A 25394-nucleotide genomic window follows, 5' to 3' on the forward strand; every position below is an offset into this window, starting at 1 on the left:
AAGGGGAGGACCCCATGCCTTCATCTGACATGCCCATGCTCACTCCTGAGCGGGGTGGCGACGCCCCGTCGCCCGCCGCCGTCTCCGCTGCCGGTCTGCGCAAGTCGTACGGCGACAAGATCGTGCTCGACGGCATCGACCTGCACATCCCGGCCGGGTCCGTGTTCGCGCTGCTCGGGCCGAACGGCGCCGGCAAGACCACCACCGTGCAGATCCTCTCCACCCTCATCACCGCAGACGGTGGTCAGGCCCGGGTCGGCGGCCACGACCTGACCACCGACCCGCAGGCCGTGCGCGCCGCGATCGGCGTCACCGGACAGTTCTCCGCCGTCGACGGCCTGATCACCGGCGAGGAGAACATGCTCCTCATGGCGGACCTCCACCACCTGCCCCAGCGCGAGGGACGCCGGGTCGCCGCCGAACTGCTGGAGCGGTTCGACCTCACCGAGGCGGCGAAGAAGCCCGCCTCCACCTACTCCGGCGGCATGAAACGCCGACTCGACCTCGCCATGACCCTCGTCGGCAACCCGCGGATCATCTTCCTCGACGAACCCACCACCGGCCTCGACCCGCGCAGCCGCCACAACATGTGGAACATCATCCGCGACCTCGTCACGGGCGGCGTCACCGTCTTCCTCACCACCCAGTACCTGGAGGAGGCCGACCAACTCGCCGACCGCATCGCCGTCCTCAACGACGGCAGGATCGCCGCCGAAGGCACCGCCGCCGAGTTGAAGCGGCTCGTCCCCGGCGGCCACGTCCGCCTGCGCTTCTCCGACCCGGCCGCCTACCGGTCCGCCACCTCCGCCCTGCGCGAGGCGACCCGGGACGACGAGGCACTCGCCCTGCAGATCCCCAGCGACGGCAGCCAACGCGAACTGCGCGCCATCCTCGACCTGTTGGACTCCGCGGGCATCGACGCCGACGAACTGACCGTGCACACCCCCGACCTCGACGACGTGTTCTTCGCCCTGACCGACGGCACCACCGTCCCCCACCAGTCCAAGGAGAACGTCCGATGAGCGCCCTCTCCCTCGCCTTCCGCGACTCCCACACCATGCTGCGCCGCAACCTGCTGCACGCCCGGCGCTACCCGTCCCTCACCCTGAACCTGCTGCTCACCCCGGTCATGCTCCTGCTGCTCTTCGTCTACCTCTTCGGCGATGTGATGAGCGCGGGCATCGGCGGCGGCGGCGCCGACCGCTCCGCGTACATCGCCTACATCGTCCCGGGCATCCTGCTGATGACCATCGGCGGCACCGTCGTCGGGACGGCCGTGTCCGTCTCCACCGACATGACCGAGGGCATCATCGCCCGCTTCCGCACGATGGCGATCCACCGCGGCTCCGTGATCATCGGGCACGTCGTCGGCAGCGTCCTCCAGTCGATCGCCGGCGTGATCCTCGTCGGCGCCGTCGCCGTGGCCATCGGCTTCCGCTCCACCGACGCCACGGCCCTGGAGTGGCTGGCGGCGTTCGGGCTGCTCGTACTCTTCGCCACGGCGCTCACCTGGATCGCGGTCGGCATGGGCCTCATCAGCCCGAACGCCGAGGCGGCCAGCAACAACGCGCTGCCGATGATCCTGCTGCCGCTCCTGTCCAGCGCGTTCGTGCCGGTCGACTCCATGCCCGGCTGGTTCCAACCGGTCGCCCGGTACCAGCCCTTCACTCCCTCCATCGAGACCCTGCGCGGGCTGCTGCTGGGCAGCGAGATCGGCAACAACGGGTGGCTCGCGGTCACCTGGTGCCTGGGGCTCACGGTGCTCGGCTACTTCTGGTCGACCTCGAAGTTCAACCGCGACCCGAAGTAGCCGCCACGCCGGCGCCGGCCGGCTCCCGCGACGTCCCGGCGACTCGTCCCGCCCCGAGGGCGGCGTACCCCGACACCCCGTCGGCGTACGCCGCCCCGCCGTCGTCGAGGCCCCGGGCCCGAAGCCACCGGCTCCCCCCTGACGACGGTGGACACGACTGGAGTCGCGTACGAGGACCTCCCCCGCCACGTGGCCGACCTTCGTACGATCAACCCGGATCGGGCTTGACCGGTGAACCTGCGGCAACGTAACTTCGACCGCACCCGCTCACGAGCCACTGGAAGGAGGCGAAGCCGGATGTCGACCATCTCCGCGATACTTCGCCTCGCTCACCAGATCGCCTGGGCTCCGGGTCGCGTGGCACACGGCTGCTGACGCGGCACACGGCTGCCGAGCAGCCCCCTTCCCGGCGTGCCCGATCGTGGCCCCGGTACCTCCCCCTTCACCACCCACGGCACCACGCTGCGTGCCGACGCGTCGCGCTCCGGGTCATCGAGCCGCGCCACTGACGAGAAAGCACCCCACATGGCGACCAGGACCATCAGATCGACCGTGCCCCGAAACGAGGACGTGCCATGGTAGCGGCGCGCATCACGGTCAACGGAAACGAAGCAACCATCGCACCGTCCGCACCCCACACCACGGTGCTGGACTTCCTGCGCGAACGCGGCCTCACCGGCACCAAGGAGGGCTGCGCCGAGGGTGAATGCGGGGCCTGTTCGGTCCTCGTGGCCCGGCCCGGGGTGAGCAAGCCCACGGACTGGGTGGCGGTCAACGCCTGCCTGGTCCCGGTCGCGGCGCTCGACGGCCAGGAGGTCGTCACCTCCGAGGGCCTCGCCACGGCCGGCGCCCCCGGCACACCGGCCGCGCTGCACCCCGTACAGGAGGAGATGGCCGTCCGCGGCGGCTCCCAATGCGGTTACTGCACACCGGGGTTCATCTGCAGCATGGCCTCCGAGTACTACCGCCCCGACCGCTGCGCGCACACCCACTCCGACACGAACGCGGGCTCGGGCTCGGGCTCGGGCGGCGAAACCGACCCGGAGCACGGTCCGAACGGCTTCGATCTGCACGCGCTGAGCGGGAACCTGTGCCGCTGCACCGGCTACCGCCCGATCCGCGATGCCGCGTTCGCCGTCGGATCGCCCGCCGAGGACGACGTGTTGGCGCAACGCCGCGAGCAGTCCCCGCCCGAACCGGTCGCCACCGCGTACGCGCACGGCGACAGCGTGTTCCTGCGGCCGAGCACCCTCCCCGAAGCGCTGCGGCTGCTGCGCGAGCGGCCCGAGGCCGTGGTCGTCGCCGGAAGCACCGACTGGGGCGTGGAGGTCAACATCCGTTCCCGGCGCGCGAAATGCGTGGTCGCCGTCGATCGGCTGCCCGAACTGCGTGACCTGCGCGTCGAATCCGACCATGTCGAGATCGGGGCGGCGCAGACGCTCACCGAGATCGAACGCCGCCTCGACGGCAGCGTCCCGCTGCTGGCGGAGCTGTTCCCGCAGTTCGCGTCCCGGCTCATCCGCAACAGCGCGACCCTCGGCGGCAACCTGGGTACCGGCTCCCCCATCGGTGACAGCCCGCCCGTCCTGCTCGCGCTGGAGGCATCGCTGGTGCTGGCCGGCGCCGACGGTGAGCGCGAGGTCCCCCTCGCCGACTACTTCACCGGCTACCGGCAGAGCGTGCGCCGTCCCGACGAGCTGATCCGCGCGGTCCGCATTCCGCTGCCACTGTCACGGGTCACGGCCTTCCACAAGATCGCCAAGCGGCGCTTCGACGACATCTCCAGCGTGGCGGTCGCCTTCGCGCTCGACATCGAGGGCGGGATCGTCCGCAAGGCGCGCATCGGCCTGGGCGGCGTGGCCGCCACCCCGATCCGCGCGTTGGCCACCGAGGCGGCCCTGGAGGGCAAGCCGTGGGTGGCGGAGACCGTCGAGGCCGCGTCCCGGGTGCTGCGCGCCCAGGGCACCCCGATGGACGATCACCGCGCCAGCGCCGGCTACCGCTCCGCGATGCTCGGCCAGAGTCTGCTGAAGCTGTACGCGCGAACCACCGAGGCGGTGTCGTCATGAGCCAGTTGTCCGAGCGTCCCGAGAAGTCCGTCGTCGGCGTTTCCATGCCGCACGAGAGCGCCAATCTGCACGTCACGGGAGCCGCGCTCTACACCGACGACCTGATCCATCGCACCAAGGACGTCCTGCACGCCTACCCCGTCCAGGTCATGAAGGCCCACGGCAGGATCATCGCGCTGCGCACCGAGCCCGCGCTCGCCGTGCCCGGTGTGGTCCGCGTGCTGACCGTCGCCGACGTGCCCGGCGTCAACGACGCCGGAATGAAGCACGACGAGCCGCTCTTCCCCGACGAGGTCATGTTCCACGGCCACGCGGTGGCCTGGGTGCTCGGTGAGACCGTGGAGGCGGCCCGGCTCGGTGCCGCGGCCGTCGAGGTGGAACTCGACGAGAAGCCCTCCGTGATCTCGCTGCGGGACGCGATCGAGGCGAAGAGCTTCCACGGTGCCCGGCCCGTGATGCTGACCGGGGACGTCGACGCGGGTTTCGCCGACTCCGCCCACGTGTTCACCGGGGAGTTCCAGTTCTCCGATCAGGAACACTTCTATCTGGAGACGCACGCGGCGCTGGCCCATGTCGACGAGAACGGGCAGATGTTCGTCCAGAGCAGCACCCAACACCCCTCGGAGACACAGGAGATCGTCGCGCACGTGCTCGGCCTGCACAGCCACGAGGTGACCGTGCAGTGCCTGCGGATGGGTGGCGGCTTCGGCGGCAAGGAGATGCAGCCGCACGGGTTCGCGGCGGTCGCCGCGCTCGGCGCCCTGCTGACCGGTCGCCCGGTGCGGGTGCGGCTCAACCGGACCCAGGACCTGACCATGTCCGGCAAGCGCCACGGGTTCCACGCCGAGTGGAAGATCGGCTTCGACGCCGAGGGTCGCATCCAGGCCCTGGACGCCACCCTGACCGCGGACGGCGGCTGGAGCCTGGACCTGTCCGAGCCGGTCGTGGCCCGCGCCCTGTGCCACATCGACAACACCTACTGGATCCCCCACGCACGCGTCGCCGGTCGCATCGCCAAGACCAACAAGGTCTCGAACACGGCCTTCCGCGGCTTCGGCGGACCGCAGGGCATGCTGGTGATCGAGGACATCATGGGCCGGTGCGCGCCGCTGCTCGGCCTGGATCCGAAGGAGTTGCGCGAACGCAACTTCTACCGGCAGGGCCATTCGACGCCGTACGGGCAGCCCGTTCCCCACCCCGAACGCATCTCGATCATCTGGCAGCAGGTCAAGGCCGACGCCGAGATCGCCCGTCGCGAGCGGGAGATCGAGGCGTTCAACGCCGCGCACCCGCACACCAAGCGGGCACTCGCGATCACCGGCATCAAGTTCGGGATCTCGTTCAACCTCACGGCCTTCAACCAGGCCGGCGCCCTGGTGTTGATCTACAAGGACGGCTCGGTCCTGATCAACCACGGCGGGACCGAGATGGGGCAGGGCCTGCACACCAAGATGTTGCAGGTCGCCGCGACCACGCTGGGCATCCCCCTGCGCAAGGTCCGGCTGGCGCCGACGCGCACCGACAAGGTGCCCAACACCTCCGCCACGGCCGCCAGTGCCGGGGCGGACCTCAACGGCGCGGCGGTGAAGAACGCCTGCGAGCAGATCCGCGAGCGGCTGCTTCAGGTCGCCGGCACCCAACTGGGCGCGAACGCCTCGGACGTGCGGATCGTCGAGGGCGTCGCCCGCGCCCTCGGCAACGACAAGGAGCTGGCCTGGGACGATCTGGTGCGCACCGCGTACTTCCAGCGGGTCCAGTTGTCGGCGGCCGGGTTCTACCGGACCGAGGGGCTGCACTGGGACGCGAAGGCGTTCCAGGGCTCGCCGTTCAAGTACTTCTCCTACGGCGCCGCCGCCGCCGAGGTGGAGGTGGACGGCTTCACGGGCGGGTACCGGATCCGGCGCGTGGACATCGTCCACGATGTCGGCGACAGCCTCTCCCCGATGATCGACATCGGTCAGGTCGAGGGCGGTTTCGTGCAGGGCGCGGGCTGGCTGACGCTTGAGGACATGCGGTGGGACACCGGTGACGGGCCGAACCGCGGCCGGCTGCTGACCCAGGCGGCGAGCACCTACAAGCTGCCGAGCTTCTCGGAGATGCCCGAGGAGTTCAACGTCAGGCTGCTGGAGAACGCCACCGAGGAGGGCGCGGTCTACGGGTCCAAGGCGGTGGGCGAGCCCCCGCTGATGCTGGCCTTCTCGGTACGGGAGGCGTTGCGGCAGGCCGCCGCGGCGTTCGGTCCCGCCGGGGTCTGCGTGGAGCTCGCCTCGCCCGCGACGCCCGAGGCGGTGTACTGGGCGATCGAGGCGGCCCGCGGGGGCGGCGCGCGGCAGGACGGTCACCCGGCTGCCGGCGAAGTCCCCTCCGAGGCCGGCACTTTGAGCCATGCCTGACATGAGCTGGGTGGCCGCGGTCGCGCGGTTGCGGGCACGCCGGGAACCCGGGGTGCTCGTGACCGTCGCGACCGTGCGCGGCCACGCGCCCCGCCGGGCCGGTGCCAAACTCGTCGTGGGACGGACCGAGACGTGGGGTTCGATCGGGGGCGGCAACATCGAGGCCGTCGCCATCGACCGGGCGCGCGAGCTGTGCGGCACGGCCGATCCGGAGCCCGAGATGATGGAGTTCGCCCTCAACGACAAGGTCACCGGCCCGCACGGTGTGCAGTGCTGCGGCGGAGCGGTCACCCTGCTGCTCGAACCGCTGCCGGTGGTCCGGGCGGTGGCGGTCTTCGGGGTCGGGCACGTCGGACTGGAGCTGGCCCGCATCCTGGCCCGGCAGAACCTGGATCTGTACCTGATCGACACCCGGCCCGACATGCTCTCCGACGAACGCCTCGGCGTGCTCGCCGACGCGATGGCGCAGATCCACGTGCGTCACACACCGCTCCTTCCGGAGGAGGTGCTCGCGGAGCTTCCGGCCGGCACCCACGTCCTGATCATGACTCACGATCACGCCGAGGACGCCGCGCTGTGCGACGCCGCCCTGCGCACCGCCGGCCTCGGCTCGATCGGCCTGATCGGCTCGTCCGCCAAATGGGCGCGGTTCCGGCAGCGCCTGGCCAATGAGGGCGGCCACGACGCCGCCGGCATCGACCGGATCAAGACCCCGATCGGAATCACCGGGATCACCGGAAAGGAACCCGCGACGATCGCGGTGAGCGTCGCGGCGGACCTGCTCCGGGCCTTCGAACAGGACCGCGAACGGGAGCGCGAGCAAGACCGGGACCCGCGCCGTGAGCAGGACCGTGAACAGGACCGCGAGCCGGCAGTGCCGTACGCGATCGCCGGCGGCGCTTGAGGGGGCCCGTCAGCGCAGCTGGCGGCGGACCAGGTCGTGGAAGAGGCCGGTCGTGTCGGCGAGCAGTTCGGCGGGCGGGCCCTGCTGGACGATTCGGCCGTCCGCCATGGCGATCACCCGGTCGGCTCCCATGACCGTGGAGAGCCGGTGGGCGATCACGACGCGGGTGGCGCGCAGGGCGCGGGTGGACTCGACGACCACGCGCTGGGCCTCGTTGTCCAGCGCGCTGGTGGCCTCGTCGAAGAACAGGATGCGCGGCTTGCGGATGAGGGCCTGGGCGATCATGAGTCGTTGGCGCTGACCTCCCGAGACGGTGCCGCCGCCGTCGGACAGCATGGTGTGCATGCCCATCGGCATGGCCTTGACGTCCTCCGCCAGGCCCGCCATCGCGGCGGCCTCCCACGCCTCTTCGAGCGAGAACGTCCCGGCGCCGCAGATGCAGTCGAGGATCGAGCCGGTGAAGGGCTGGGCGTTCTGCAACACGACGCCGCACTGACGGCGTACGGCGGCCTGGTCGAGCGCCGCCAGGTCCTGGCCGTCGTACAGGACGCTGCCGGAGTCGGGCTTGTCGAAGCCGATGAGCAGCCGCAGCAGGGTCGACTTGCCGCAGCCGCTGGCCCCGACGATCGCGACGAACTCGCCTTGCCCGATGCGGAAGTTGATGTCGTCGAGTACGAGCGGGCCGTCGTCGGTGTAGCGGTACGACACGTCCTTGGCCTCGACGGCGCCGGTCAGCTCGCCCGGTCGGGTACTGGAGCGGACCGCCTCGGGGGCCTCCCGCAGGAGCGGCTTGACCTGCTCGAACATCGGCAGCACGGCAGCGGCCGAGATGAGCGCACCGGTCAGCTGCGTCACCGAGGACAACAGCATCGTCAGGGCGGTGCTGAAGGTGAGGAACTCGCCGGCGGACATGGCGCCGCGGGCCGGTCCGGCGAGCAGCATGAACATCACCAGCGTGCACAGCGGCAGGTAGACCGCGCCCAGGACCGTGATGACGTTCTGTATCCGGCCGATGCGCTGTTGCAGGTCACGGGTACGGGCGAACTCCCGCGCCCAGGCCGCGTACGCGAAGCTCTCGGCCGCGGCGACGCGGAGCTTGGGCAGGCCGCGCAGGGTCTGGAAGGCCTGGTTGTTGAGCCGGTTGCCGAGTGAGATCAGCCGCCGCTGGTAGCGCAACTGCCACAGTCCCAGTCCGAGGAAGACGCCCGCGATGACGACCAGCATGGCGAGCGCCACCATGGCCAGCGGCACGCTGTAGACGAGGAGCAGTACGAGGTTCATCGCGCCGACCGCGCCCGCTTGTACGCAGACCGGCCCGATGCCGGACAGCACGCGGCGGATGGCGCTGATGCCCATCGCCGCTCCGGCCAGTTCGCCCGTGGACCGGCCGGCGAAGAACGTCGTCGGCAGCCGCAGCAGCCGGTCCCACACCGCCGGCTGCAAGGTGGCCTCGACGCGGCCCTCCATGCGCAGGAGGGAGGTGTTCTGCAGCAGCATGAAGACGGCCGAGACGATGCCGGTCGCGATCAGCGCCATGCCGGTCTGCACGATGAGGCCGTTCTCGCCCTGTGGGACGTAGTGGCCGAGGACCCGGCCGGTGGCGATCGGCACCAGTGCACCCAGGACCACCGCGACCAGCCCGCCCAGCAGGAGGCTGCGCAGCTCCGGGAGGGTGCCGCGCACGCTGAACCGGAGCAGCGCCGGCAGGCCCACCCGCCCGTCGGGCAGCGGGCGGTAGAACATGACGGCTCGCGGTTCGAAGACGGCCTCGTTCGTCGTGCCGACGCGCTCGCGCGTGCCGGTGGCGGGGTCGACGGCCTCGTAGCCGCCGCGCCGCCACAGCAGGGCGACCGGTGCGCCGTCCTTCTCGCGCCGGCCCACCAGCGGCCCGGTGTTCTCCCGCCACCAGCGCCCGCTGAGCCTGACCACGCGGGTACGGATCCGCGAGGCGAGCGCGATGCTCTCGACGGGATCCACCTGTCCGGCGGTTCCGCCGGCCTCACCCGGTTCGGACAGGGTGATGCGTGCGGCGTCGGCGACCAGGCGGCACACGGCAAACGTCGCGTCGACGCCCGCGCCGCGGCGGGTGTCCCGGCCGGAGCGGACGATCGACGCCAGCAGGGTCCGGTCCGCCTGGGTGCGGGCTGCCCGGCCGGCCTCGATGCCGGCCGCCGTACGGTCCTCGTGCGTGCGCTCCAGCTCCTCGATCCAGCCGTCCAGGGCGTACAGCAGCCGGTACTGCTGGTCGACCATGCCCTGCCACATCGCCGCGTCGACGAGGAGGGTGCCCACCGCCTCCGCCTCGTACACGGCCCCGTACTGGACGCTGCCCGGCGGGATCTGCATCCAGAGGATGTCGTCGTCGGCCCCGCCGTGTCCGGCGGTGACGCCGCCGTCCAACGGCGCCTGGTAGAGCACGCGCAGGCCGCGGCCGATGCCGCGTGCGAAGGCGTCCTCCAGGGGGCTCGGTCGCCCTGCGGCGGGAGCGCCGTACTGCTCCGGAGCGGCGTTCCACGCTCCGCCGTGGAAGCCGTCTCCGGGGAACCGGCCGCCATGGGACTGGTCCCCGTGGAACTGGTCTCCGTGGAACTGGTCTCCGTACTCGGGTCGGTACAGCTCCCGCAGTTCGATGCGCCGCAGCCGACATCCTTGCAGGGGCCGGCCGACCAGGGTGTGGTGCGGTCCCTCGGCCGGGCCCAGCAGCAGCGTGCCCGGTTCCAGCCGGCCCAGGAAGTGCCAGTGTCCGGCCTGCGAGGCGTCGACGGCGAACAGGTCCAACGCCCCCCGCACGACCAGCCACAGGACGAGCGGGCCCTCCAGGGACAGGCTGCGCAGGCCCGTGCAGTCGACCGGCGAGCCCAGGGCGCCCAGGGCCGCGACGACCGGGTCCGGGATCCCGCCCGGGATCCCGCCCGGGATCCCGCCCGGTTGACCGGTGGTGACGGTGCCGGAAGCGGCGGCCGTGCCGGCGGTGTGGTGGGCGTGTGTCACCTCAGTGCTCCTTGACCAGTTCGGCGTACGGGCCCCGCGCGGCGACCAGGTGCTCGTGCCGGCCGCGTTCCACGATCGCGCCCCGGTCGAGCACCACGATCTCGTCGCTGTCGCGCACGGTGCTCAGCCGGTGGGCGATGACCACGCAGGCGCAGCCGCGGCGGCGCAGGTTGTCGATGATGACCTGCTCGGTCACCGCGTCCAGGGCGCTGGTCACCTCGTCGAGCACCATGACGCTGGGGCGGCGCACCAGCGCCCGGGCGATCTCCAGGCGCTGCCGCTGACCGCCGGAGAAGTTGCGACCGTCCTGTTCGACGCGGCTGTGGATGCCGCCGGGACGGCGGGCGACCACCTCGTGCACGGCGGCGTCCTGGAGGGCCGCGACCACGGCCTCGTCGGGGATGGAGGGGTCCCACAGCGTGACGTTGTCGCGGACGGTGCCCTCGAAGAGGAAGACGTCCTGGTCGACGAAGGAGACGGATGCGGCCAGAGCGCCGCGCGGGATGTCCTCCAGCCGCATGCCGTCGATGCGGATGGCCCCCTCCCAGGGGGTGTGGAGGCCGGAGATCAGCCGGGAGACGGTGGACTTGCCGCTGCCGGAGCCGCCGACGAGCGCGACCTGCTGCCCGGGGCCGACGGAGAGCGAGAAGTCCGTGAGCAGCGGGGCGTCCAGTGGGCTGTAGCCGAAGGTGACGTGCTCCAGTTCCACATGGCCCTTGAGGCGTCGGGTGCCGGCGGCGGGCTCGCGCCGCGAGTGGACCGGGTCGACGGGGAAGTTCTCGACGTCCTTGAGGCGGGCGACGTCGGCCGCGAAGTCCTGGATCCTTCCCGCGACGCCGCCCAGCCGGGAGATCGGCGCGGTGAAGCTGGTGACCAGGGCCTGGAAGGCGACGAGGAGGCCCACGGTGAGGTGTCCCTCCACCGCCCGCAGGCCGCCGATCATCAGGATCAGCGCGCTGTTGAACGCCGCCAGCGTGGGCGCGACGATCGCGAGGCACGCGCTGGGCACGCCGAGCCGCTGCTGCACGTCGAGGGTGACGGCGTGTTGTCCGGCCCAGCGCCGGAAGAAGCCGTTCTCGCCGCCCGTGGCCTTCATGGTCTCGATGAGTTGGAGACCGCTGTACGAGGTGTTGGTCAGCCGGGCGCTCTCGGCGCGCAGCTTCTGGGTGTCGGTGGCCCTCAGCCGGATCACGATCCGCAGGGCCACCACGTTGAGCAGCGCCACGGCCACGCCGACGAGGGTGAGTTGTGGATCGTACGTCCACAGCAGCACCGCGTAGATCACGACCACCACGGCGTCCACGCCCGCGGCGGCCAGGTCCCGGGCGAGGGTCTCGGCGACCGTGTCGTTGGACTGCAGGCGCTGGACCAGGTCCGCCGGGTTGCGCTGGGAGTAGAAGGTGACGGGGAGCCTGAGGAGGTGCCGGAAGAAGCGGGCACCTCCCAGGGTGGAGGAGATGATGCGCCCGCGCAGCAGGTTGGCCTGTTGCAGCGCGGTGAGTGTCGCCGTGAGTACGAGGGCGACCGTCAGCGAGGTGAACAGCACCCCCAGCAGCGACGTCTGCTCCCCGATCAGGAACATGTCGATGTACGTGCGGCTCAGGGCCGGCACCGAGGCACCGACGGCCACCAGGAGGAGGCTGGAGAGCACGGCGGCGGCCATGGTTCCCGAAGTGCCCCGCAGGCGGGCCGGCATGGCGCCCAGGACACCCGGCTTGCGGCCGCCGCGGCGGAAACCTTCGCCGGGTTCGAAGGTGAGCACGACACCGGTGAAGCTGGTGTCGAACTCGTCCAGGGGGATGAACCGGCGTCCTTTGCCCGGGTCGTTGACGTACACGCCCTTGCGGCCGAGTCGGCGGCTCATGCCGTCGTAGACGACGTAGTGGTTGAACTCCCAGAAGAGGATGGCCGGGGCGCTCACCTCGGCCAGCGCGGCCAGGCCCATCTGCATGCCCTTGGCCGTCAGCCCGTAACCGCGGGCGGCCTTGAGGAGGTTGCCGGCGCGGGAGCCGTCGCGGGAGACGCCGCACGCGATGCGCAGTTCCTCCAGGGGGACGAAGCGGCCGTGGTGGCCGAGCACCATGGCCAGCGCGGCGGCGCCGCACTCCACCGCCTCCATCTGCAACACGGTGGGGGTGCGTACCGGGCGGGGCGTCCTGCCCCCGGGGGCGGGTGCGGGCCTGCGGCGGGTGCCGCCCTTGGACTCGGGGCGGTGGCGCCGGTGTCCGGACGGAGGGAGCTGCGGCGGTGTGCCGGTGCGTGGCGCGGTCACGGCAGCAGCCAGTCGACGGGGCGTTGCACGGCGAGGTGGACGGCGCCGCTGACCGGTGTCCTCGACGGGATCTCGTCCGGGGGGCCGTCGGCGGAGGACCAGCGGTAGCCGGACTCGGTCGAGGTGGAGAGGTCCAGTTGTACGAGTACCGCGACCGGGTTTCCGTCGCGGGTGAACTGTTCGGCAAGCCCGCCGTCGCCCAGGAAGCCCCCGATCTGCGCCGTGGTCTGCGGCGCGCGGCCGACCGCCTTGACGCGGCCGCGCAGCGTGCCGAACCGCTGCTGCGGGACGGACTGGACGGTCAGGTCCACGGTCGCGCCGACCGGGATCGACGGGGCGCTGCCGCCGGGCACGTACAGCATGGCCACCAGCGGGTCCTCCGGGTTCTTCACGCGTTCCACGGTCGCCACGTCCGCACCGATGGAGACGACCGAGCCCACCTTGGCCACGAGTGTCGCCAGCCGGCCGCCCGTCACCACGCGTACGGGGCGGTCCCCCTGGGCCGTACGGACGGTGAGCAGGGGCGCGCCGGCGGGCATCAGCCGACCCTCCTCGGCGAGGACAGCGGTCACCTGCCCCGCGACCGGGGTCTGCAGTACGTAACTGCCCTCGGCGTGGGTGAGGATGCCGGGTGCGCTCAGCTTGGAGGACACGCTGCCGGTGAAGGCCCAGAAAGTCGCGGCGGCCATGACGATGACCGTGACGGCCAGGACGAGCCGCCCCTGCGGGCGCGCGAAGCGTACGGGCAGGTCGAGTTCTTCGGGCGATTGCAGCTTGGAAAGAGCCTTTTGACGAAACTGCACGACTATTCCTTCAACTGCATTCGGATCAGCCGGACGTGACATCCGGAGGTGGCGGTCGCGCGTATCGGCCGTTCACATCGACCGCGCGCCGGCATGCGGGCAGCCCTGAACCCCGGAGCCGTGGGGGACGCTCCGGGGTTCAGGGGGATATCCCGATCAGAGACCGGCGATACCGGTGTTCACGGAAACGCCGGTGACGCCCGTGACGACGCCGGGGACCTGGGACACGATGCCCGTGGCGGCCTGGACGGTGTTCAGGGAGCCCAGGACGTTGCTGACATCGCTGGTCACGGCGCCGACCAGGCCACCGGACACGCCGATGATGCCACCGGAGACGGCGTCCAGCTCGGTGTCGGCGATCTCGCGGGTCTCGATGTCGTTACGCATGGCGCGCACCTTTCATTGGGGGGAGGAATTCATTCATGCGGAGGCGGGGCGGCCTGAAACCGGGCCACCCATTTCGACTGCCGCAATACGCAAGATGTAAGCACGCGAACGGGTCACCGGACCAATCCCGTTGACACCCCATCACAGGCGAATGCGCACCTCGGACGAGGGAAGTGCATTTTGATTCACCGAATGGTGACGGCTTCTCCACAAGATCGAGTAACAGATGTGGGGGTTCCCTTGCTTACACGGAACCAACCGGCACGAAACCACCACAACCGGACGGGATGAATCCACCCATATCGCGAGCAGGGGAGGTGAGTTGTCGCAGTCGCGCACACGATGTGCAGGTTTCCGGCAGGCGCGCGGGGTGACGGGGATGTCACGCCCGGTGTGCGTGCGGGAGGCCCCGGGTACGGAGTGGCGCGGCGACTCGGCTCGGGGTGGCGGGAGCGACGAGGGGCCCGGGGGCGGCGCGGGAAGTGGTCCGACACCTCGGCCGGGCGGGGTGGGGTCGGCGACCTCGGTCGGGTGGGATCAGCCGGTGCCGAGGACCTTGTCGATGTACGCCGCGAGCGAGGATCGCAGTCCTTCCGCGTCCACCCCCTGCTCGTCGATCAGGTGGGCCACGAGGTCGGCGCGGATGGCGGCCAACAGCGCGTGGGCGGTGAAGTCCGCGTCGTGCACGCCGGGTACCCGATCGAGTGCCGTGCGCAGGACCTCGTGCCACCAGCCGTAGTGCTCGGCCCGGTAGGGGCTGCTGAGGCCGGCGTCCTCCGCGGCCGTCATCAGGTTCCGGTTCTCGATCTTGAAGCGGAGCGAGGCGTCGAGCAGGTCCGACACCCGCTGTCGCGGCGAGGACCCGGGCGCGTCCTGCGCCTCCCGCACGGCGTGCCGGAGGGGTTCGAGACGGGAGGCGATCACGGCGCCGATCAGGCCCGCGCGGTCGCCGAAGCGGCGAAAGAGGGTGCCCTTGCCGACGCCCGCGGCCGCGGCGATGTCGTCCATCGACACGCTCTGCGGGCTGCCGCTGGCGGCGAAGAGGGCGTCGGCTGCCGCCAGTACGGCTTCTCGGTTGCGCAGGGCGTCCGCGCGTTCCGTGCGCTGGGCCACGGCTCCTCCTTGGTCTTCCGCCCGTCACCGACGGTCCGCGCCGCCCGGGATGCGGCGGGTCGGTTCGGGACGTCGTCGAGCCAGTCGAAGATACGCGTTCCCGCACGCCGGCGCCCATCCCGCCGGGGCGGCACGGGAGCGGCTCCCCCTCAGGCGATCTCCCTGTCGGCGAAGGCGCGGAAGGTGCCCGGAGGGCGGCCGGTGAGGCGTTCGACGGTGTCCGTGGTGCGGTCCTCCGCGCCGTCGGCGATGGCGCGGTCCATCGCGGCCAGCATGGTGGCGAACTCCAACGGGATCTCGGCCGCCCAGCGGTCGCGCAGTTGCTCGAAGGTCAGGTGCCGGTGCACGACGGTCCGGCCGGTGATCGCGGTGAGGATCGCGGCGACGTCGTCGTGGCTCAACGTCTGCGGACCGGTCAGGATCAGGTCGGTGTCGGGGGCCTTCTCGTCGACCAGGGCCCGTACGGCGACGGCGGCGATGTCCTGTGCGTCGACGAAGCCGATGCGGCCTGCGCCCGAGGCCGTCGAGATGGTGCCGCCCTCACGGATGCCGCGGGCGTGCGGGGTGGAGCCGGTGAAGTTCTGCATGAACCAGGAGGGCCGCAGCACCGCCCACTCGTCGAACAGGCCGGGCAGCGCCTGATGGACCTGCCCCACCGCCGGGCCGCCCGCCGGGATCGCCGAGGCGCCGAGCAGCACCGCGCGTCGCACGCCGGCCGCACGGGCCTCGTGGAGGAAGGGCAGCATGACCGCGGCCGGCTCCGTGGAGCCGACGGGCGGGACGAGGTAGACGCGGTCGACTCCGCGCAGGGCCTCGCCCCAGGTCGCGGGCTCGTTCCAGTCGAAGCGGACGGCCTGCGCACCGCCCACCGGGGCGGCGGTGCGTCCGCCCGCCTTGACGTGCCGGCCTTCGGCGAGGAGACCGGCGGTGACCCGGCGGCCGGTGGTCCCGGTGGCCCCGATGACCAGGGTGGCGTGGGGATCGCTCATCGCTCGGCTCCCGTGAAGTCGGCGCCGGGCTCCTGCACGGCGAGGGGGTTCCAGTAGTCGCGGTAGGAGGTCATGAGACCGTTCCTGACCGTGACGACGGCGATGTAGGTCATGTCGAAGGGTCCTCCCGTCTTGACCAGGCGGCCCACGCCGCGCATCTCGACCACGATCGTCTCGGGGACGGTGGTCTCGTGGACCGTCACCTCGGGGAAGTCGTGGAGGTCGATGTGGTCCGGGTAGTGGCGCATGTGGTCCGCGATGGCCCGGCGCCCTTCCAGCCGAGCCGGCCAACCCTGCGGTGCGAAGGGGAACTCCAGGGTCCCGTCCTCGTCCCACAGGTCCATCCAGGCGGGGATGTCCTTCTCCAGCAGCAATCGCAGACCGTGACGGTAGAGCTCCGCAGGAGCCATGGGGAGGGTCATGTTCGAGGTTTCCCTTCCGCTCGAAACGGACCGGCGGTCCACATAACGCCAACATACGGACCGCCGGTCCGCTTCGCAAGGGCGTTTCGTACGAGCGTTTCGCGCGGGCGCTCCTCAAGGGCGTTTCGCACGGCGGGCGGACCGCGGCGCAGGTTGGTGGGGCGGATGGGGCGTGGTTGGCTGTTGTCTGGACAGACACTCCAAGACTGCGGTTCGGCGGGTTCGAACGCGGTCGGAGAGGCGGGGCTGGGACGAGGCGTGCGGGAGTGCTGGTGCGGGAGCAGACGGACGGGTTGCCGAGACAGCTGTGGGACCGGGCACGCTTGGCCGCGGTCACGGCGACGGAACTGCTCGATACAGGGCCCGAGCAGGTCTTCGAGGACCTCGCGGGCCTCGCCGCCCGGGTGACCGCCTCGGGGCGTGCGTTCATCACGCTGGTCGACGAGCGGCGCTCGTTCTGGAAGGCCTGCGTCGGGGTCGACGCGGCCGCGATCGAGGACCGACAGAATCCGGTGGAGGAGAGCTTCTGCTCCTTCCTGATCGGTCTCGACGGGGAGCCGTTCATCGTGGACGACGCCGCGAACGACCCCCGCACCCGTGACCATCCCTCGGTCAAGCCGCTGCACATCGGCGCCTGGGCCGGTTACCCCCTCCTCGGGGCCGGCGGCGAGGTACTGGGCAGCTTCTGCGTCATCGACGACAACCCCCGCGTCTGGACGCCCGCCGACCTGACCACGCTGGAGACGCTCGCCCGCTCGGTCGGCGCGGAGATCGGCCTGCGCCAGTCACTGACCGCCGCCCGGAAGGCGCACACCCTCTCGGCGGACCTCGCCCACTCGCTCCAGCAGGGCCTGCTGCCCCCGGCCCTGCCCCTGGTACCGGGCGTCGAGGTGGCCGCCTCCTACCTGCCCGCCTCCCGCGCGGGCCGTTCCGACATCGAGGTCGGCGGCGACTTCTACGACCTGTTCCGCACCCGCGGCTCCTCCTGGGCCGCGGTCCTGGGCGACGTGTGCGGAAAAGGGGTGCAGGCCGCCCAGGTGTCCTCGATGGCCCGCTACACGATCCGCGCCGAGGCCGGCGAGAACCGTTCCCCCGCCGGCCTCCTCGAACGCCTCAACACCGCGATGCTCGCCCAGCACGCGCCCCGTTTCCTCACAGCCGTCTACGCCCGCTTCCGGGCCACCCGCAGTGGCCTCGCGGGAACGCTCGCCCTGGCCGGCCACCCGCCCGCCCTCGTCCGCCGAGCCGACGGCACCGTCCGCGAGATCGGCAGGCCCGGGCAGCTCCTCGGCGTCTTCGACCCCATCCGTCTGGCCGACGCCCGGTTCCGCCTCGCCCCGGGCGACCTGCTCCTCCTCTACACCGACGGCGCGACCGAGGCGCGCGCCCGCCCCGGGGCCCCCGACCGCGAGCACGACGTGTTCGACGACGCCGACCTGGCCCGCGCCCTCGCCGACACCGCGGGCATGAACGCCACCGACACCATCGCCCACATCAACGACACCCTGGCCGCCCGGCACGAAGGATGGACCAGCGACGACACGGCCCTCCTCGCCCTGCGCGTCCCCGAGCAACACCCCAGCTGAAAGCCCCGCCATGGACACCAGAACGGATCCTTCCCACCGGCTCACCATCCTTGAGACCCGCATCGCACACCCGCCCGCCCGGCTCCTCGTCCTGCGCGGCGCCGTCGACTGCTGGGACGAGGCGGAACTGCGCGCGACGTTCACCCGCGCCCTCACCGCGGACCGCCTCCCGCTGATCGTCGACCTCGGGGCACTCCTGCACGCCGACGAAAGCCTGCTCGGCCTGCTCCTGGCCGCCCGCGATCGCGTCCACCTCATCGGCCCCCTCGGTCACTCCCTGGCCCACCGCCTCGACGTCACCGGCACCCGGGACGTCTTCCGCGTCCACGCCGACCTCACCGCCGCGCTCGCCGACATCACCGCGGACGGCGCGGAAGGCGCCGAAGCCCCCGGCGACCCGGACGAGTCGGCCGAGACCCGCCCCTGATCAACCGGTACCGTGCCCGGCCGCGACCCGTCCCATCGTCAGCGCGAGGCTCCGTACGCGGCGCCAGTCCATCGGCGGTGCGACGTGCGGCACGCCGGGCCGGTGCCGGGGCACCCGCACGCGCAGAGCGCCGGGCGCGAGACGACAGCGCACCGGAGTGGGCAACGTCAGAGCCTCGCCGTCGACCCCGACCGGTATGACGGGGGCGTCGGCTTCGACGACGACCTCCCGGGCGGTGGCCGCGGTCAACCCGCGGCCCTGCCCGCCCCGCAGCAGGAGCTCCGTCGCCTCGGCGGCGTTGCCGACCCCGACGCACAGCACGCCCAGCTCGCCGGAGTCCAGTCTCTGTCGGCGCCCCAGCCCCGCCGAGTCACCCCTCGCATAGGGGTTGTTGCTCACCAGTACCGCCTGGGGCCCCTCCACGGTCAGCGACCCGGCACGGACGCTCAACACGGCGCCGCTCTGGTGCGTCAGCAGGTCGGGCAGCATCTCCAGGATGGTGCGGGCCTTGTCGTCGCGGTAGGCGGGACTCTGCACGACCTCCGCGTACACACCGAACGAGGCGTTGTTGATGAAGACGCGCTCCACGCTCCGATCGACCGCCTCTCCCCCGGCCACCTCTGCCCCGGTCGGCTCTCCCCCTGTCGCCTCTCCCCCGCTGAGGTAGCCGAGGTCGATGCGCAGTTCGACCGCGTCGTCCAGTGCCTCCAGCCCCGTGGACGGGTCCTCCCGGTCCAGTCCCAGATCCATGGCGAAGTGGTTGCGGGTGCCGGCGCCGATCACCATGAACGGAATGTCGTGCTCCGCAGCCACGCCGGCGACCAGGGCCTGCGTGCCGTCGCCGCCCGCGACGCCTAGCAGATCGGCCCCCTCCCGGACGGCGCGCCGCGCCAGCTCGGCCACGTCCTGCCGTTCGGCCGGGTCCAGCACGACGACCTCGGCGCCCTTGGCCCTGGCCCGCTCCGCCAGACGGAACTTGCCGACCTTCCCGCCGCCCGAGCGCGGATTCATGATCAGGAACGGGTGCTCGGCCGGCCTGACGAGCCGCTCCGCCATGATCGGCGCGCTGTCGTCCACCAGCGCGGCCCTGCCCGCGGAGACGGCCAGCGCCCACAGCCCCACCGACACGAGCACGACCCACAACAGCCCGGCGGACGCGTACAGAACCAGTACGCCGAGCGGCGCGGCGATCACGAGCATCCCGGCCAGCACCCTGACCCAGCCGGTGTGCGTGAGCATCCACCAGCCACCGGCCGCCGTGAGCACCAGGCCCGCCCAGCCCACCCCCATGAGCACGAGGCTCCCGAACCCGGCGAAGACCACCAGCACCACCACCGCGGCCACCCCCGCCGCGAGGGCGAGACGCGCGGTCCAACGCCTGCTCATGAGAGACCCTCCCACCGCAGTCCGGAGGTATCCCCTCAAGCGTAGGGGCCCCCACCCCACCCGGCACGTTTCCGGCTCCCGCACCGGCCCGAGAACCCCCGGCCCGCCGCACCGCGCGAGCGGTGATCAGGGAGCGATCTCGAACTCGGGCGGCGCGAGGCCCTTCAGGCATGCGGTCTTCGGCGCGTCCGGATTCTCGAAGAAGGAGACGGCGATCTCTTGAGCGCACTTCGACGTGGCGATCACCACGTGCGGCTGGTAGGGGATCGTGACGACCTTGGCCTTGCTCAGCGTGCGGGCGACGTACGGCCCGTTGTCCGCCCCGGTCTGGGAGTCGAAACTGCCCGAGAGGGCGAGCGTGGGGATGTCGCCGCGCGTGACGTCACGGATCGAGGGCGCCGCAGCGGGGACGTTCCAGACATCGCAGTCCGGGCGGAGGAAGGCGAGCTGCGGAGCCTGGGCCTGTACCGGGCGGGGGAACGACGGGAAGGCTTCCTGTCCGCCCTTGAGTGCCTGCTCCTGGCTCTCGTACGGTGTCCACTCGCTGCAGAAGACGCCGTAGACGAGTCCGTGCGCAACCCGGCCGATGGCCGCCGGGCTGAGCTTGCCGCCGGCCCACTGCCGGGCGATCCGTTGTGGCTTGCCGTGGGCCAGTTCGTCGAGGGCGGCCGGCACCTGGGGGGCCACGTGGGTGGCGGAGGTCATCCAGTTCACCAGGGCTCCGCCGTCCAGCACGACCTTCACCGGCTTGTCGTTGCCGGGGAGCGTGACGGTGGTGGTGACCGGCTTGGCTTCGAGGTCGCTGACGAGCTTGTCGAAGGTGGCCGACAGGTTCGGGTAGCGCTTGTTGCACGCCGGCTGGTCCGCGCAGGCCTTGAACAGACCGTCGATGCCCTGGCGGGCGCTGCTCCATGTCGCCGCCGACCCGGCCTTGGAGGGCGGCAGTATGCCGTCGATGCCCACCGAGCGGAGCCCCTCGGGGTGCAGGCGCATGGAGACCAGCGCCAGCTGGGTTCCGTAGGAGATGCCGTACAGGTTCCACTGCTTGATGCCCAGCGTGGCGCGCAGGTCCTCGTAGTCGGCGGCGCTCTCGGTGTCGTTGTAGGCGCCGAGGTCGAGCCCGCGGCCCGCCAGTTGGTCGCGGCAGGCCTTCGTGGCCTTCACGTGCAGGCGTTCGGTGGACGGAGCGTCGTAGACGAGGCCGACCGTGCGTGCGTTGAATTCGTCGATGTTGGGGCAGAGGGCCGTCGGGTCGGCCGAGTACGTACCACGCTGGGACATGAGGATCACGTCACGGTCGCGGTTCAGGCCGCCGCCGATCGCCATCTTCGCCTCGCCCACGGCGTCGTCCCCGGGTCCGCCCGCGAGCCAGACGATGGGGTCGGGTTTCGGGGTGCGGGCCGCGGCGGGCACGATCGCGACACCGAGTTTGATCGTTTTGCTGCTTGGTTTGGCGCGGTTCTCGGGCACGGTGAGCGTCCCGCAGCGGGCTCCTTCGAGCTCTTCCACCGGTTCCGGTGTCTTCGGGCAGGGGCCCGGCTCGTAGCGGGCGTCGCCCACCGTCCGGGCGACGGTGCCGATCGGCGCTCCGGTGCCGTCGTCGGCGTGTGACTGCGTCTGAGCGGGCGCGGCGAGCAGGCCGGTGACGAGGAGCCCGGTCGCCATGCCGGCCGACGCGGCCAGGGGCCGTCGTGCGGCGCGGCGGCGACGGTGCGCTTGATCGCGTCTCATCTGCCCTCCCGGCTACTTCGGGATGATCGTGAACGGTTCGGGCTCGAGACCGTCCACGCAACTGGTGTCGGGCGCGGTCGGACGAGCGAGGAACGAGGCCAGCACGCTTTGCGCGCAAGGCGACTGCGGGACCACCCAGTGGCCGATTCCGGGGACCTGAATCGCAGTCGAGCGGGACAGGTTGCGTGCGACGCCCTTCGCCCAACTCGCCCCGGTCTTCACGTCGAACGTGCCGGAGACGACGAGCGCCGGTACGGAGCTGACCGTGGCCACCCGCTGGACGGAGGCTCGGTCCGGAACGTCCCAGATCCCGCATGCCGGGTACTGGAAGGGAAGTTGCGGCGCCTGGGCCAGGACCGTGTCCGGCCACCCGGGGTATGTTTTGCGCCCCGCCTTCAGCACGTCGGACTCCGAGTACCCCGGCGCCCACTCACTGCACGCCACCGAGTTCGTCAGCCCGTGGGCGAACTCGCCGACCTTCTGGACCGAGCCGGCCGCACGAGCCTTCGCGAAGCGCTCCGGATTCCCGTTGGCGAGTTCCTCGAGCGCCGCCGGGATGTCCTTGGGCCGGGGGGTGAAGGCGACGATCAGGTTCAGCAGTGCGCCCCCGTCGAGGACGACCTTGACCGGCTTTCCTCCGCTCGGCGGCACGACGTTCAGCGTCAGCGGCTGTGCCTCCAGCTTGCGCACCTGCTGCGTCAGCGTGCGGGAGAGGTTCGGATACCGGTCCTTGCAGGCGGGCTGCGCCGCGCACGCCTCGAAGATGTTGCGGATCCCCTCGGCGGTGCTGCCCCATGTCCACGGCAGGGTCACGAACTGGGAAGGGGCGACCGAGTCGAACGCCACCGCGCGGACTCCCTCGGGGTGCAGGCGCAGGTACGTGAGACCCAGGTTGCTGCCGTAGGAGTACCCGTAGACGTTCCACTGAGGGATGTCCAACGCCTTGCGCAGGTCGGCGAAGTCGGCGGCGTTCTCCGTGGTGTTGTAGGCGCTCAGGTCAATGCCGTCGGCCGTCAGGCGGCCCCGGCACTCCTTCACCGCTTTCAGGAAGAGCTGCTCTGCCTCCGGTGCGTCGTAGCCCAGGCCGACTGCCCGCGCGTTGAACCGGTCGATCTCCGGGCAGGCGAGGTTCGGCTGGTCGTAGAGGTTGCCGCGCTGGGCCATGACGATCAGTTCGCGGTCCTTGTTCAGGCCGGAGTCGACGAGGAACGGAATGTCGTCGAACGTGTCGGCACCGGGGCCGCCCGCCATGAACACCACGGGGTCCTGTGCGGGCTTCGCCCGGGTGACGGCCGGGATGACGGCCACGGCCAGCTTGATGGTCCGGCCGTCGGGGCGGGCGCGGTTCTCGGGGACCTCGAGGAGACCGCACCGCGCGTCGCTCAGCGCCTCGATGGGCTCGGGCGGCTTCGGACAGGGGCCGGGCACGAACCGGGACGAGCCTGACGGGCTGGGCTGGGCGGGTGCCGACGCGGCGCTGCCGGGAGGAGGCCCGAATGCCGCGAGACAGACCAGAGCCGCCCCGGCGGCCACCGCGGGGATGCTGCGCTTTGGCATGTGGTTTCGTTCCTCTGCCGACATCGGCGGCGGCCCTGCCGGGCCAGGCCGCAACGGTTTGCACGGAACGCGCCTTCCGCGCCGGCTCCACCGTCGTCCGGAGCTCCCTCAACCCACTCGACGCCTCGCTCTTTCGACGCTACCGGGTGGCGCCCACGCCCGCCACGCGGAACAGTCCCGACCCGTGACGGCCGCGCGGCACGCGCGTCCGAAGGCACGGACGCTCCGCAGTCGTGGTCGCGCCCGCCGGGCCCTGTACGACGCTTGTCCTTCGGCTTGGGAAGGTTCGGGCACGCGAGGCCGTCGCCGTCCCGGTCGAGTCCGTTCGGGTCGAGTCCGTTCGGGTCGAGTGCGTCCGCTCGCCGGAGGATCAGCGGGACGCCGTCCTGCGGGCCGAGCTGCCGGCAGACGAAGTCCACGCTGGTGTACGACGACGGGGTGGGGGTGGGGGAACTCCGCGGTGCACTCATGATCGGGTCCTATGAGCAGTGGGGTGCGGGATCTTCTCGTTGCCTGTGGGGATCGCACCGGTCGTCCGGCGAGGGCCTGCCCTCACTTCATCGCGACGACGACCTTGCCGGCCTTCGCGCGGCCCGTCGCGACGTACTCCATGGCCTCCCGGTCTGATCGAACGGGAAGACACGGTCGACGACGGGACGGATCTTCCCGGCGTCGATGAGCGGTGCGAGTTCGCGCAGCTGGTCGCCGCTGGCCTTCATGAACAGGAACGAGTACGTCACGCCCAGGCGCTTGGCGCGGCGCCGGGTCTTGAAGCTCAGCACCCTCATCGCCAGTCGGAGGATCGCGTGCGCGCCCAGTTCGCGGGCGAAGGCCGCGTCGGGAGGGCCTGCGACGCTGATGACCTTCCCGCCGGGCTTGAGTACCCGCAGGGACTTCTCGAGCGTCTCGCCGCCGAGGGTGTCCAGGACGACGTCGTAGCCGTCGATGAGCGTCTCGAAAGCCTGCTTCTTGTAGTCGATGACGACGTCCGCGCCGAGCTCCTTCACCAGGTCGACGTTGGCCGTGCTCGCGGTGGTGGCCACGTACGCGCCCAGCTGCTTCGCCAGTTGGACGGCGATGGTGCCGAGGCCGCCGGCGCCCGCGTGGATCAGGACCTTCTGACCTGGCCGCACCTGCGTCCGCTCGACCAGCGCCTGCCAGGCGGTCAGGGCTACCAGGGGGAGGGACGCGGCCTCCGCCATGGTGAGCGTGGCCGGTTTGATCGCCACGTCGTCCTCGTGGACGGCGATGAGTTCGGCGAAGGTGCCGATGCGGTCCTTGTCGGGCCGCGCGTAGACCTCGTCGCCCACCGCGAACCGGGTGACGGCCAGTCCCACCTGGACCACCACCCCGGCGAGGTCGTTGCCCAGGATGAGCGGGAGCCGGTACGACAGGATCGCCCTGAGGTCCCCGTCGCGGATCTTGAGGTCAAGCGGGTTGATGCCCGCCGCGTGGACACGGACCAGGACGTCGTCGACTCCCACCTGCGGGTCGGGCACCTCGCCGGCGCGCACCCCCGCCTTGTCGCCGTACCGCTCGATCATGAAGGTCTTCATCGTCGTCTCCGTTTCTCGTCCGCGAGGGGACCGATCCCGGTGTCTCAGCGGGCCTCTCCCAGCACGAGACACTCCGGGTCGTCTTCTCTGATCCTCTGAGGCCCCTCACCGACGAGGCGGGTGGCCGTCACCGACGCGACAGCGGCTGTCCTCTCTCGCAGATCGAGAGGGGGAGGCGGCAGTGCGGCGGGCGCGCTCACGCCGCGTTCGGTGAAGCGGCCAGGCTCTGCCTGACGTACCGGGTGGTCTCGTCGGCGAGGATCTCGGGCAGCCCCTCCTCGATCCCGTACAGGGCCTGTGCGGCGACATCGGCGGGATCGGTCTTCTGATCTGCGGGAACGGCCGCGGCCATGTCGGTGTCCATGTACGCAACGTGCAGCGCCGAGACAGTAATGCCGCGTGGCCCGAGTTCCTCCCGGGCCGCGTCGGTCAGCGCCCATGCCGCGGCCTTGGCCGCGGCATAGGACCCGAGGCCGGCCGGGTGCAGCCAGGACAGGACCGACAGGACGTTGAGCACGGCGCCTCCGCCGTTGCCCTCGATGACGGGAGCGAAAGCCCGCGTCACGGCGAGCGGACCGAAGAAGTTCGTCTCCATCTCCAGGCGCACCGCGTCCAGGCCGCCCGCGATCAGCGGCGTGGCGGTGGAGATGCCCGCGTTGTTCACCAGCAGCGTCGCGTCGGACGCGGTGCGGGCCGCTGCCCGGATCGACTCCTCGTCCGTCACATCCAGTAGCAGCGGGGTGACGCCCGGCAGGTCCACCGTCTCGGGGCGGCGGGCCGCCGCGTACACCTTCGCCCCGCGCTCCACGAGCTGGGCGGCCAGATGCCGCCCGAGCCCCCTGTTGGCGCCGGTGACCACCGCTACCGCGTCCTTCAGTTCCATGCTCGCTCCCAGCGTCGGCGCGGGCACCCAGCGGCCCGCGAAATTAGATTACGAAGACAATCTAAACCCTGGCGTAGGATAGATGTCAATCGACATCCGATCGGGGAGGTGGCTC

18 protein-coding genes and 1 pseudogene are annotated in these 25394 nt (G+C 71.3%); 7 read left to right on the top strand and 12 right to left on the bottom strand.

The annotated features are described in order from the left end of the window. Positions 1–14: 14 nt before the first annotated feature. From OG906_RS06435 to xdhC, 5 genes are all read left to right on the top strand, one after another. Positions 15–1022: an ATP-binding cassette domain-containing protein gene (locus OG906_RS06435; protein ID WP_329440852.1), complete on the top strand. Its 1008-nt coding sequence runs from the start codon at positions 15–17 to the stop codon at positions 1020–1022. Then, complete coding sequence (locus OG906_RS06440; RefSeq protein ID WP_329440853.1) at positions 1019–1810, top strand: ABC transporter permease; 792 nt, start codon at positions 1019–1021, stop codon at positions 1808–1810. The genes OG906_RS06435 and OG906_RS06440 overlap by 4 nt, the downstream gene beginning before the upstream one ends. Positions 1811–2385: 575 nt before the next feature. After that, complete coding sequence (locus OG906_RS06445) at positions 2386–3879, top strand: xanthine dehydrogenase small subunit (protein WP_329440855.1); 1494 nt, start codon at positions 2386–2388, stop codon at positions 3877–3879. Further along, positions 3876–6272, top strand: a complete 2397-nt coding sequence (gene xdhB / locus OG906_RS06450) for a xanthine dehydrogenase molybdopterin binding subunit (RefSeq protein WP_329440856.1) — start codon at positions 3876–3878, stop codon at positions 6270–6272. Before OG906_RS06445 ends, xdhB begins: the two co-directional genes overlap by 4 nt. Before the next feature lies 1 nt (position 6273). After that, positions 6274–7176: a xanthine dehydrogenase accessory protein XdhC gene (gene xdhC / locus OG906_RS06455; RefSeq protein ID WP_402306806.1), complete on the top strand. Its 903-nt coding sequence runs from the start codon at positions 6274–6276 to the stop codon at positions 7174–7176. A gap of 9 nt (positions 7177–7185) precedes the next feature. Here the strand turns inward: xdhC and OG906_RS06460 are convergent, their stop codons facing one another. From OG906_RS06460 to OG906_RS06490, 7 genes are all read right to left on the bottom strand, one after another. After that, the gene (locus OG906_RS06460) at positions 7186–10095 is read right to left on the bottom strand and encodes an NHLP bacteriocin export ABC transporter permease/ATPase subunit (protein WP_329447944.1); all 2910 of its coding nucleotides are present in this window, start codon (positions 10093–10095) and stop codon (positions 7186–7188) included. A 73-nt stretch (positions 10096–10168) separates the two neighbouring features. Continuing rightward, a complete protein-coding gene (locus tag OG906_RS06465; protein WP_329440859.1) occupies positions 10169–12439 on the bottom strand; it encodes an NHLP family bacteriocin export ABC transporter peptidase/permease/ATPase subunit in 2271 nt (756 codons plus the stop codon). Continuing rightward, positions 12436–13242 (bottom strand): HlyD family efflux transporter periplasmic adaptor subunit, encoded by an 807-nt coding sequence (locus tag OG906_RS06470; RefSeq protein ID WP_329440860.1) that lies wholly within the window; start codon positions 13240–13242, stop codon positions 12436–12438. Before OG906_RS06470 ends, OG906_RS06465 begins: the two co-directional genes overlap by 4 nt. A gap of 156 nt (positions 13243–13398) precedes the next feature. Then, positions 13399–13629: a hypothetical protein gene (locus OG906_RS06475; protein WP_053680387.1), complete on the bottom strand. Its 231-nt coding sequence runs from the start codon at positions 13627–13629 to the stop codon at positions 13399–13401. Between the two features lie 537 nt (positions 13630–14166). Continuing rightward, positions 14167–14742 carry a TetR/AcrR family transcriptional regulator gene (locus OG906_RS06480; RefSeq protein ID WP_329440862.1) on the bottom strand — a complete coding sequence of 192 codons (576 nt, stop codon included), beginning with the start codon at positions 14740–14742 and terminating at the stop codon, positions 14167–14169. A 149-nt stretch (positions 14743–14891) separates the two neighbouring features. After that, positions 14892–15731, bottom strand: a complete 840-nt coding sequence (locus OG906_RS06485) for an NmrA family NAD(P)-binding protein (RefSeq protein ID WP_329440863.1) — start codon at positions 15729–15731, stop codon at positions 14892–14894. Next, positions 15728–16153, bottom strand: coding sequence for a nuclear transport factor 2 family protein (locus OG906_RS06490; protein ID WP_329440865.1), 426 nt, complete (start codon positions 16151–16153; stop codon positions 15728–15730). The genes OG906_RS06485 and OG906_RS06490 overlap by 4 nt, the downstream gene beginning before the upstream one ends. Before the next feature lie 272 nt (positions 16154–16425). On the opposite strand from OG906_RS06490, the gene OG906_RS06495 reads away from it, so the two are divergent. Next, positions 16426–17739 carry a PP2C family protein-serine/threonine phosphatase gene (locus OG906_RS06495; RefSeq protein WP_329440866.1) on the top strand — a complete coding sequence of 438 codons (1314 nt, stop codon included), beginning with the start codon at positions 16426–16428 and terminating at the stop codon, positions 17737–17739. A 10-nt stretch (positions 17740–17749) separates the two neighbouring features. Further along, positions 17750–18166, top strand: coding sequence for a hypothetical protein (locus OG906_RS06500; protein ID WP_329440867.1), 417 nt, complete (start codon positions 17750–17752; stop codon positions 18164–18166). Here OG906_RS06500 and OG906_RS06505 read toward each other — a convergent pair whose 3' ends face one another. The 5 genes and pseudogenes from OG906_RS06505 to OG906_RS06525 form a co-directional block, all read right to left on the bottom strand. Beyond that, entirely contained in the window at positions 18167–19552 is a 1386-nt protein-coding gene (locus OG906_RS06505) for a diacylglycerol/lipid kinase family protein (protein WP_329440869.1), read from the bottom strand. Between the two features lie 126 nt (positions 19553–19678). After that, positions 19679–21283 carry an alpha/beta fold hydrolase gene (locus OG906_RS06510; RefSeq protein ID WP_402306779.1) on the bottom strand — a complete coding sequence of 535 codons (1605 nt, stop codon included), beginning with the start codon at positions 21281–21283 and terminating at the stop codon, positions 19679–19681. Between the two features lie 12 nt (positions 21284–21295). Further along, positions 21296–22840 (bottom strand): alpha/beta fold hydrolase, encoded by a 1545-nt coding sequence (locus OG906_RS06515; protein WP_329440870.1) that lies wholly within the window; start codon positions 22838–22840, stop codon positions 21296–21298. A gap of 552 nt (positions 22841–23392) precedes the next feature. After that, positions 23393–24396, bottom strand: a pseudogene (locus OG906_RS06520) (NADP-dependent oxidoreductase). A 196-nt stretch (positions 24397–24592) separates the two neighbouring features. Further along, positions 24593–25279 carry an SDR family oxidoreductase gene (locus tag OG906_RS06525; protein ID WP_329440871.1) on the bottom strand — a complete coding sequence of 229 codons (687 nt, stop codon included), beginning with the start codon at positions 25277–25279 and terminating at the stop codon, positions 24593–24595. Positions 25280–25394: the final 115 nt, after the last annotated feature.

Source organism: Streptomyces sp. NBC_01426 (genome assembly GCF_036231985.1).
Taxonomy (GTDB): Bacteria; Actinomycetota; Actinomycetes; order Streptomycetales; family Streptomycetaceae; genus Streptomyces.